At 67.7% G+C, this 8,802-nt stretch carries 9 protein-coding genes; 5 read left to right on the top strand and 4 right to left on the bottom strand.

All coding sequences use genetic code 11. The features are described 5' to 3' along the window. Positions 1 to 44 precede the first annotated feature (44 nt). Genes fabG through BM150_RS01115 form a run of 5 tightly spaced genes read left to right on the top strand, consistent with a single transcriptional unit; the run spans position 45 to position 3,695 of the window. A complete protein-coding gene (fabG, locus tag BM150_RS01135) occupies positions 45 to 785 on the top strand; it encodes a 3-oxoacyl-[acyl-carrier-protein] reductase (RefSeq protein ID WP_092922398.1) in 741 nt (246 codons plus the stop codon). Positions 786 to 832: 47 nt separating this feature from the next. After that, positions 833 to 1,276 (top strand): cobalamin B12-binding domain-containing protein, encoded by a 444-nt coding sequence (locus BM150_RS01130; RefSeq protein ID WP_092923241.1) that lies wholly within the window; start codon positions 833 to 835, stop codon positions 1,274 to 1,276. Next, entirely contained in the window at positions 1,273 to 2,568 is a 1,296-nt protein-coding gene (locus BM150_RS01125; protein WP_092923238.1) for a methylaspartate mutase, read from the top strand. The genes BM150_RS01130 and BM150_RS01125 overlap by 4 nt, the downstream gene beginning before the upstream one ends. Positions 2,569 to 2,575: 7 nt before the next feature. Continuing rightward, entirely contained in the window at positions 2,576 to 3,142 is a 567-nt protein-coding gene (locus tag BM150_RS01120) for a hypothetical protein (protein ID WP_092922395.1), read from the top strand. 52 nt (positions 3,143 to 3,194) lie between these two features. Continuing rightward, positions 3,195 to 3,695: a DUF3995 domain-containing protein gene (locus BM150_RS01115; protein WP_217641289.1), complete on the top strand. Its 501-nt coding sequence runs from the start codon at positions 3,195 to 3,197 to the stop codon at positions 3,693 to 3,695. A 91-nt stretch (positions 3,696 to 3,786) separates the two neighbouring features. Here BM150_RS01115 and BM150_RS01110 read toward each other — a convergent pair whose 3' ends face one another. The 4 genes from BM150_RS01110 to BM150_RS01095 form a co-directional block, all read right to left on the bottom strand. Further along, positions 3,787 to 4,128 carry a LysR family transcriptional regulator gene (locus tag BM150_RS01110; RefSeq protein ID WP_092922390.1) on the bottom strand — a complete coding sequence of 114 codons (342 nt, stop codon included), beginning with the start codon at positions 4,126 to 4,128 and terminating at the stop codon, positions 3,787 to 3,789. A 671-nt stretch (positions 4,129 to 4,799) separates the two neighbouring features. Further along, positions 4,800 to 6,239 (bottom strand): GuaB1 family IMP dehydrogenase-related protein, encoded by a 1,440-nt coding sequence (locus BM150_RS01105; RefSeq protein ID WP_092922387.1) that lies wholly within the window; start codon positions 6,237 to 6,239, stop codon positions 4,800 to 4,802. 156 nt (positions 6,240 to 6,395) lie between these two features. Continuing rightward, positions 6,396 to 6,881 carry a DUF4288 domain-containing protein gene (locus BM150_RS01100; protein WP_092922384.1) on the bottom strand — a complete coding sequence of 162 codons (486 nt, stop codon included), beginning with the start codon at positions 6,879 to 6,881 and terminating at the stop codon, positions 6,396 to 6,398. Between the two features lie 47 nt (positions 6,882 to 6,928). Next, positions 6,929 to 8,464: a GGDEF domain-containing protein gene (locus tag BM150_RS01095; protein WP_092922381.1), complete on the bottom strand. Its 1,536-nt coding sequence runs from the start codon at positions 8,462 to 8,464 to the stop codon at positions 6,929 to 6,931. Between the last annotated feature and the right edge of the window lie 338 nt (positions 8,465 to 8,802).

Below are 8,802 nucleotides of genomic sequence, written 5' to 3'. Positions count from 1 at the left end.
CGACTCGTCGTGCCGGTGGTGTTCCGATTACGGAAGTAGGTGTCATGTCCGGCAGAAGGCGAGCGGTGGTGACCGGCGCGTCACGCGGAATCGGCAGAGCCGTCGCCGAGCGGCTGGCCGACGAGGGATTCGACATCGCGTTCTGCTACCGCTCGGAATCCGAGTCGGCGCGGGACGTGGCCGAATCGTTGAGCCGTTCCGGTGCGCGGGTCCACCACGCGGCATGTGACGTCACCGACGCGGATGCGGTAGGGGCGTTTCTCGGTGAGGCCGAGCGGGAAATCGGTCCGTTCGACACTTTGGTGAACTGTGCCGGAGTGGTTCGGGACAACCCGATGGTGCGAATGGGAATCGAAGAGTGGAACACCGTGTTGGACACCAATCTGAACGGAACGTTCCACTTCTGCAGATCCATGGTATTCGGTCTGATGAAACGCAAGGGCGGCGCGATCGTGAACGTTTCCTCGGTCGCGGGAGTGAGCGCCAGCCCGACACAGACGAACTATTCCGCTGCCAAGGCGGGGATCAACGGCATGAGCAGATCCCTGGCAAAGGAAGTGGCCTCGTTCGGTATCCGGGTCAACGTGGTGGCTCCCGGCTTCATCGATACCGATATGACCGCCGAAGTCTCGGAGAAAGCCCGGGCCAAGACGCTCGAATCGGTCCCGCTGGGCCGGGTCGGGGAGCCGTACGAGGTGGCCGAGCTGGTGTCCTATCTGGTCTCCGAGCGGGCGAGCTACATAACCGGACAGGTGCTGCGCATCGACGGAGGCATCACGTTATGACCGGTTCCGGACCCGTGCGTCCAACTGGGTCCGCCGAGGACGGGGTGATGCGCGTTCTGCTGTCCAGCGTGCCCTCGGACGCGCACACCTGGAATCTGGTTTTCCTGCAGCTGGCTCTGGAACAGGCCGGTATCCGGGTACGCAACCTGGGGGCGTGCGTTCCCACGTCATCCCTGCTGGACGCGGTCGACGACTGGCGGCCCGACGTTGTCGTGATCAGTACCGTCAACGGGCACGGTTACCCCGACGGCAGGCATCTCATCGGCGAATTCCGCGCGCGGCCTTCGTCGAGGTCGATACCGATCGTTATCGGTGGAAAACTCGGCATCGCCGGTGCTTCGGACAGGCATCGTATCCGGGAACTGGTGCGGCTCGGGTTCGACGCGGTGTTCCCCGACGACTCGGACTTCGTCGAACTCGAAAGCTTTCTCCGCAGTCTGCCCACCACAACGGCGGGGGCGATGCGTTCGGAGAGGGGACCGGCGTGCTGACCTATCCGTCCGCCTCCTTCGGGGGATACGTCGATTCCGCCTACCGTTCCGGCGATCTGGTCGTGCAGCCCCGAATGGGGTTCAGCGCACCGGAGACGATGCGACGGGGACTGATCGAGGTCCGGCGGTCGGGTGTACCGACCGTTGGAACGATCACGCTGGACAGCTACACCAGAACCGGTGATTACCAGGCGTTGCGCCGTGCACTGGACGACGGCGTGTCGTTGAACGGTTTCCCGATCGTCACTTATCCCCACGAGGTGACGGCGAGTGTTCTCGAAGGGGTATGGAGCAGTGAGTTCCCGGTACAGGTAAGGCACGGTTGCCCACTGCCGGAAGACATTTTCGCCGCCATCTCCGATCTGGGGCTGGATGCCAGTGAGGGAGGGCCGGTCTCCTACTGTCTGCCGTACAGCAGAGTACCGCTCGAGGATTCCATCGAGGCGTGGGCCAGAGCCTGTGAACGTTTCGCGGCGACGTCGGGACGCGGTGTGCTCCCGCACGTGGAGAGCTTCGGCGGCTGCATGCTGGGGCAGTTGTGCCCGCCCAGTCTGCTGCTGGCCCTCACGGTCCTCGAGGGGATTTTCTTCCGTGCGCACGGGCTTACCAGCGTTTCACTGAGCTATGCACAGCAGACACATCCCGAGCAGGATCTGGAAGCGCTGACGGCACTTCGTCGGTTGGGACAGGAGTTCCTCTCCGACATCGACTGGCACACGGTCGTCTATGCCTACATGGGGGTATACCCCTTCGAACGCCTCGCAGCCGAGGCGTTGCTCCGCGACGCGGCGGAACTGGCCGTCCGCGGCGGTGCCAGAAGACTGCTCGTGAAGACGCCCGCGGAGGCGCACCGGATTCCCACCATCGCCGAGAACGTCCGATCGCTCCGGCTGGCCGCCGCTGCCGCCGCCGAGGTGGGGAATGCCGGGACGAGCGGTATTCGGCGGGAAACCGGGATCTACGAGGAAGCCGGTGCGCTCATCGAAGCGGTACTCGAACTCGGCGAGGATCCGGGAACCGCGTTGGGGCGTGCCTTCGAGCGCGGACTGCTCGACGTACCGTACTGCCTGCATCCGGACAATCCGGGTCGCGCTCGCAGTTATGTGGACGAGACCGGTCGTTTGCGCTGGGCCTCGGTCGGTGCGATGCCGATCGGGCAGGTAGCGGATACCCGTGAGATCACCGGTTCGGATCTGCTGGCTTCGCTCTACTACGTTCAGCGAAAATACGACCGACGCGCATCACACGAAGCGTGCGTGAAACCCGAGGGAATCGAGCCCGGGGAGATCTGACGATCCGATGAACGAACTGCTCGAACGAGTCATGCCCGAGTACGATTACCGCGAACGTCATCGGAAGTGGGTTCCGGCCGGGAAGGTGGAAACCTTCGAAACGCTGCTCGCGCTGCGCATGGCCGATCTCCGCGTCACGGGCCTGTTGTTGCGTGCGCGCGGTGGGCCGTCCGCCTGGCGACACGGTGCGGGCGAGGTCGGTGAGCTCCTCGTCCTGGACTCGATCGGGCCGCGACGACTGATCGAGGATCCACCGCGCGAGATCCTGCACGCGGATGTGGCTCGTTACACCGGGGCGCGCCCCGTGCGACCCGAGCGAGCTCCGCGGGACGACGCGGAATTCCGCTCCTTCTCCGAACCGGGGTGGACCAAGGTCGTGATGAACTTCGAACTGCGTAGCCAGGGGTCCGGAACTCTTGTGTCCACCGAGACCCGTGTGTACGCCACCGATCAGGCCACCCGGCGGAAGTTCGCGCTCTACTGGCTGATGATCCGGGCAGGCAGCGGGCTCATCCGTCGGGACATGCTCGCCGCGCTGTCCCGACGCGTCCGAACCCGGGGAGACCGGACGTGACCCGGCTCCTCCCCCGTGACACCCGAACACACCTGGCTGTTCCAGGAAGGTGATGATGTCTTCGTCCGCCACCCGAGCAGACCCGAGCCGTGGGCAACTCCGGAGCGCCTGGGCCGCGTTCTGGTGCGGGCTGCTGTTCGCGATCGTCAATCTCTACTGGACATTGGGCGGCACGTTCGCCCTCGAGACGGTGGGAGGTCGGCTCGCGCGGGCCGTGGTCGAGCGGAACCCGGTTATGATGTTCGTGCTCGCCGTCACCGTGCTGGTCAAACTCGGGGGTGCGCTGTTCGCGCTGGCACTCGTTCAACCGTGGGGGAGCGTGTTCCCCCGCTGGTTGTTGCTGGTGTGCGGTTGGTCGGGAACGGCCGTGCTCGTGGGGTACGGAGGAGTGCTCGTCGGTGCCGCCGCGGCACTCGAGATCGGCATCATTCCCGCTCCGCCAGAAGTGGACTGGACCGCGCTGCGTGGACATCTCTACGTCTGGGACATGTGGTTTCTGGTCTGGGGAGTGTTGTTGGGATCGGCGATGGTGGGATTCACCCGTCGCCGCTGATCTTTCCGGCCACGGTCGTGCGAGGAAGTGTCGGGGGACGGGGCCGGGAGCCCCAGGGGTCGGTTCCCGGCCGCGGACCCCACCGTGCGCGTTACCGTGGGGCGTTCGAAGGTGCCCCGTGCCCTCCGCTCAGCAGGTGGTCGAGCTCGGACGCCGCCCCGTTGGCCCCTGAGTTCCCGCCGACCTCGGAGATCCGCTTCATGCGCTCCACGAGTGCCAACATCTCCCGCGCGGACGGGAGGATCCGCTTCCCGGAGTCGGTGAGCCTCACCCCTTCCGGGGTTCGTTCGAAGAGCTTCGTGCGCAGCGACTTCTCCAAGCACTTGATCTGGTAACTGATTGCCGGTTGCGAATATCCGAGCTGTTGTGCGGCACGGTCCATACGCCTGGCGTCGGCGATGGTCACGAAGGCGCGAATCTCTCTTTCTTGCATTGCTACAGCTTTCCGTGGGGCGGGGTTCGGGAGACCGTTCTCATAACTGCTCGATCGCCTGTTCGACCACCTGCTGGTGGTAATCAGCCTTTTCGGCTCACTCGCTGCCCGGTGCTCTCGTTCAGTGATTCCGAGCCCGTAGAACGGGCCAACCTTCACTCGTTATGTGTAGTCGATCTCGACACGGTGTGCATCAGTAATCCGTTACGTAGACTGAAGCCCGGGCGTGGGGCCGCTTACTCCGCCGGCGGCGCGGTCGGACGCCGGGAGTGTTCGCGGAATTACCGACGGTCAGCGGGCTCGGCATGGCCGCTTCATCATTTTCGCCGTCGTGGCACGAATCCCGGGATTTCGACAATCGTGTCTTCCCGGTTCGAACGATTCCGAGTGCTCACGCGCCGGACGTCGGTGCTCGTTCGCGCGGGACCCCGCCCCACGCGGGGTCCCGGTAACGCTTCGTCGAGGCGTGATCGGTATTACTACGCTCCCGGCCGTGCCCGGTCTCTGGAGGCCCGGGGTGTCGAAGCGGTGCGCGAGAGGCTCCACCGCGGGGCGCGAGCGCCCGCCGCGTCTCCTGAAAGCTGAGGAACGGAGTCACTCCGGCGCTGGGAGGCTGCGCTCGTTCCGGAGCGGAAGGGGGCCGAGTCGGTGTCGCTCGGCCCCGGAAGAGGTCACCAACCGCTGGGCAGCGGCCTGCCCTCGGCGAAACCGGCGGCCGACTGGATCCCCACCACGGCCCGGTCGTGGAACTCCGGGAGCGTGCGGGCGCCCGCGTAGGTGCAGGAGGAGCGCAGCCCCGAACTGATCTCGTCGAGCAGGTCCTCCACACCCGGCGCGTTGGGGTCCAGCCGCATCCGCGAACTGGAGATGCCCTCCTCGAACAGCGCCTTGCGCGCCTGGTCGAAGCCACTGTCCGAGCGGGTGCGCGCGGTCACGGCGCGCTTGGATGCCATCCCGAAGGACTCCTTGTAGGCGTTGCCGTGCTCGTCGCGCTGCATGTCGCCAGGCGACTCGTAAGTGCCCGCGAACCAGGAGCCGACCATCACCGAGGCCGCGCCGGCCGCCAGCGCGAGCGCCACGTCCCTGGGGTGCCGGACACCGCCGTCGGCCCAGATCCGCTTGCCCAGCTCGGCCGCCGCCTCGGCGCACTCGGCGACGGCGGAGAACTGCGGCCTGCCCACGCCGGTCATCATCCTGGTGGTGCACATCGCGCCCGGCCCGACACCGACCTTGATCACGTCGGCCCCGGCCTCGGCCAGGTCGCGCACCCCCTCGGCGGTGACCACGTTGCCCGCCACCACCGGTACCTCGCCGGAGACGGAGCGGATCGCACGCAGCGCGGCGATCATCTTCTCCTGATGCCCGTGCGCGGTGTCGGCGACCAGCATGTCCACCCCGGCGTCCAGCAGCGCAGCGGTCTTGCCCGCCACGTCGCCGCTGACTCCCACGGCGGCGGCCACGCGCAGCCTGCCCTCGGAGTCCACCGCAGGGGTGTAGATCTCGGAACGCAGCGCACCCCGCCGCGTCATGATCCCGGCGAGCTCACCCGCGTCGTTCACGGCGAGCGCCACCTCGCTGCCCCGCTGGTGCAGCGACTCGAACACCTCGCGTGGCTTGGTCTCCAGCGGCAGCACCACCGGGTCGCGATCGGCGACCTCGCCGATCCGGGCGAACCGGTCCACGCCGGTGCAGCACCGCTCGTCGACCACCCCCAGCGGGCGATTGTCGTCGTCGACGACCACCACCGCGCCGTGCGCCCGCTTCGGCAGCAGGTTGAGCGCGTCGGCGACCGCGTCGCCCTCGTGCAACACCAGCGGGGTGTCCCACACGGTGTGTCGCGACTTCACCCAGGAGACGATCTCGGCCACGGCTTCCGGGGCCACGTCCTGTGGCAACACCACGAGGCCGCCCCGCCGGGCGATCGTCTCGGCCATTCGTCGTCCCGCTACCGCCGTCATGTTGGCGACCACGATCGGCAGCGTCGTACCGGAGCCGTCGTCGGTCGACAGATCCACGTCGAACCGCGACTCCACCCCCGAGCGCACCGGCGCGAGGAAAACGTCGTCGTAGGTCAGGTCCGTGGTGGGGCGTTGTCCGTTCAAGAACCGCACAACCCGCCAGACTACTCCTCGCGCGGCGGCGTCTCACCCGTACGTGGCCGGTCGACGGCGATGTTGTGCCGATTCGCCAGTCCCAGCCCCCACCGGCCCGTGGCGTTCGTGCGAAACCACGAACCCGAAGCCGCGCCCCCGAACCGAACCGGGCGGTCAGGGCTCCTCGCCCTCCAGGGTCGGTTCGAACGAGCGGTACCGCGCGTAGTCCCGGAAGAACCTGCTGTAGAGCTCGGAGCCGTCGTCGAAGGTCGCGTCCTCGATCTGCTTGACCTCCACGACGTGCTTGAGCCGCCAGGTCACCAGCTGCTGGTGCTCGTTGTGGTAACTGATCTCCTGCTGCTTGCCGTACTCGCGCGCCTTCTCGTGGGCTTCCTCCTCCGAGTGAGCCGTCAACAGCACGAACGACTCCTCGTACAGCGGTTGGAAGTCGGGTGAGTCCGAGGTCGACTCCGTTACCAGCACCGCCACGTAGGCCTCCGGCTCCGCCCCCGCGAAAGCGGAGGCCCTGCCTCCCGTGGTGGGCTCGCCGCCGATGTTGATCGAACGGTCCGCGCCTTCCACCAGCTCGTCGGGAAGCTCCACCGGCGGAGGCATATCGGGAGACTGCTCGGAATCCGGCTCGCTGCCGCGGTTGCTCATGACCCCACCTTCTCACTAGCGGTGCCGGGACATCGGACACCCACCCGTTACGGGGTCTCGGCGGCCACCGTCTCCCGGTTCGCCCGCTTGCGGCTCAACATGGCCCTGTCCGCCGTTTCGAGGGTGCCGGACAACCCGAACGGTTCCGTCAGATCGGCCCACCCGATCGTGACCGAAACCGGAGTGCCCGCCACCAGCGCGTCCCAGTCGCCGTCCGCCACCGCGCTCGCTATCCGGGCCCCGATGCGGTGTGCGTCCGAGAGGTCGGTACGCGGCAGTACCGCGACGAACTCGTCACCGCCGTAACGCGCGACGAAATCCCCCTGCCGGAGGGTCCTGGCGAGGATGGCCGCCACGCGTTGCAGCACCAGATCGCCCGAGAGGTGGCCGTAGACCGTGTTGACCGCCTTGAAACCGTCCAGGTCGATGACTCCCACCGCGGCATCGCTGCCCTCCTCGGTCAACCGCGCCACGTAGCGGTCGAAGTGCCTGCGGTTGGGCAGCCCGGTGAGCGGATCGGTGAGCGCCTCCGAGGCGTACTGCTCCACGGTGCGACGCAGCGCCTCGTGGTCGAGCTGCGCCCTGGTCCCGTCCACCAGCCGATCACGCAGCTGTCCGGTGCCACTGGTGGCCGTCCTGATGGCCTCCCGGTCCGCTTCCCTGGCGGCGCGATGGTTCCCGTCCGCGGCGTGTGCCAGAGCACGCAACCGGTGCGGTTCGGCGCTTCCCAGCGTGTAGGGGCTGGTCGGGCGGTCGAGGCCGCGCAGTGCCGCCGCGGTGTCGCCCTCGGCTATCGATTCGCAGGCCGCGGCCAGCATCCGCAGGTCCGCCACCTCCCAGCCGTGCTCCTCGGCGGTGAACAGCGCGGGATCCACCTCGGCCCGTTCGCCGAGCGCCCGCAGCCGCACCGCCGCGTAGCCGTAGTAGTACTGCTCCGCGGGCCAGAGCCGACGCGGTTCGGTGCGATCGGCCCAGGTCCGCAGCACCCGTCGCAGCATGTCGACGCAGCTCTCGGTGTCGCCCAGGTGATCCGCCGAAACCGCCCAGCGCACCGCCACTTCGGGCAGCGCGTGGTCGCCGCTGGGCAACCCGAGAGCCTGCCCGGCGCGGTAACAGCGTTCGGCCAGCGGCGCGGCCTGGGCGTGGAATCCGAGGTAGGAGTAGGTCACCGCCAGATCGTGGCGGGCGGTGACGGTGTCCTCGGTCGGTCCCCGCTCGGTGTCCAGTTCGCGCTCCGCCTGCACCAGGTGCCGCACGCAGCGTTCCAACGAGTCGGATGCGGCGATGATCCCCGCCAGCGCGTGCAGGTGGCCCCGCAGCGCGGGTGCCCGCCGTTCGGACAGCACGCCGAAGGCCCGGTCCAACACCGCGGGGCACTCCTGGACACGGCCCAGGTTGAACAGCCTGCCGAGCTTGAGCACCAGGGCCCGGCAGACCACCAGCGGATCGGTCGCGGCAGCGGCTATCCCGTCGGCCAACTCGATCGCGCCCGCGTTGTCGCCGTCGCGGGCCAGCGACCGGATGCTGTCGAAGTGCTCGGTGAAGTCCTCGGCAGGACCGACTTCCGTTTCCGGACTCTGCATAATCCCTGTCCCCGCAGCGTTCGACCAGCGGCAAGCTATACCGGAGTGCCGCAATCGCGTCACGATAGTGCCACGGTCGTGTGAGTACCGTCACGAGCCGGTGCCGTGCGATTTCGGCGTGTCCACCCTGGTGGTGCCTTACCCGCCCGCACTGGCCCCGGTGCGTGAGGTAATCGCCCGATTCCGGGAGTCCGCGGTGAGGGTCCGCGAGCGGATCCGCCGGCCGGGGCTAGGGGAGACCCGGCACGAGGGGGATCCGGTTACGAAGCCGCTGCCCGCGCCACGTGGGGACCCGCACGCACTACCGCGCGGAACCGGCCCGGCGAATCCCACGGGGC

Source organism: Actinopolyspora alba (genome assembly GCF_900112765.1).
Taxonomy (GTDB): domain Bacteria; phylum Actinomycetota; class Actinomycetes; order Mycobacteriales; family Pseudonocardiaceae; genus Actinopolyspora; species Actinopolyspora alba.
The sequence above is the reverse complement of the archived record's forward strand: the minus strand, read 5'-3'. Positions and strand labels throughout refer to the sequence as shown.

What these genes read in the sequence shown, in the direction of transcription:
- BM150_RS01115 (WP_217641289.1), top strand. Translation starts at nt 3,195, where the DNA reads ATGATGTCTTCGTCCGCCACCCGAGCAGACCCGAGCCGTGGGCAACTC.
- BM150_RS01095 (WP_092922381.1), bottom strand. Translation starts at nt 8,464, where the DNA reads ATGCAGAGTCCGGAAACGGAAGTCGGTCCTGCCGAGGACTTCACCGAG.
- BM150_RS01100 (WP_092922384.1), bottom strand. Translation starts at nt 6,881, where the DNA reads ATGAGCAACCGCGGCAGCGAGCCGGATTCCGAGCAGTCTCCCGATATG.
- fabG (WP_092922398.1), top strand. Translation starts at nt 45, where the DNA reads ATGTCCGGCAGAAGGCGAGCGGTGGTGACCGGCGCGTCACGCGGAATC.
- BM150_RS01120 (WP_092922395.1), top strand. Translation starts at nt 2,576, where the DNA reads ATGAACGAACTGCTCGAACGAGTCATGCCCGAGTACGATTACCGCGAA.
- BM150_RS01110 (WP_092922390.1), bottom strand. Translation starts at nt 4,128, where the DNA reads ATGCAAGAAAGAGAGATTCGCGCCTTCGTGACCATCGCCGACGCCAGG.
- BM150_RS01130 (WP_092923241.1), top strand. Translation starts at nt 833, where the DNA reads ATGCGCGTTCTGCTGTCCAGCGTGCCCTCGGACGCGCACACCTGGAAT.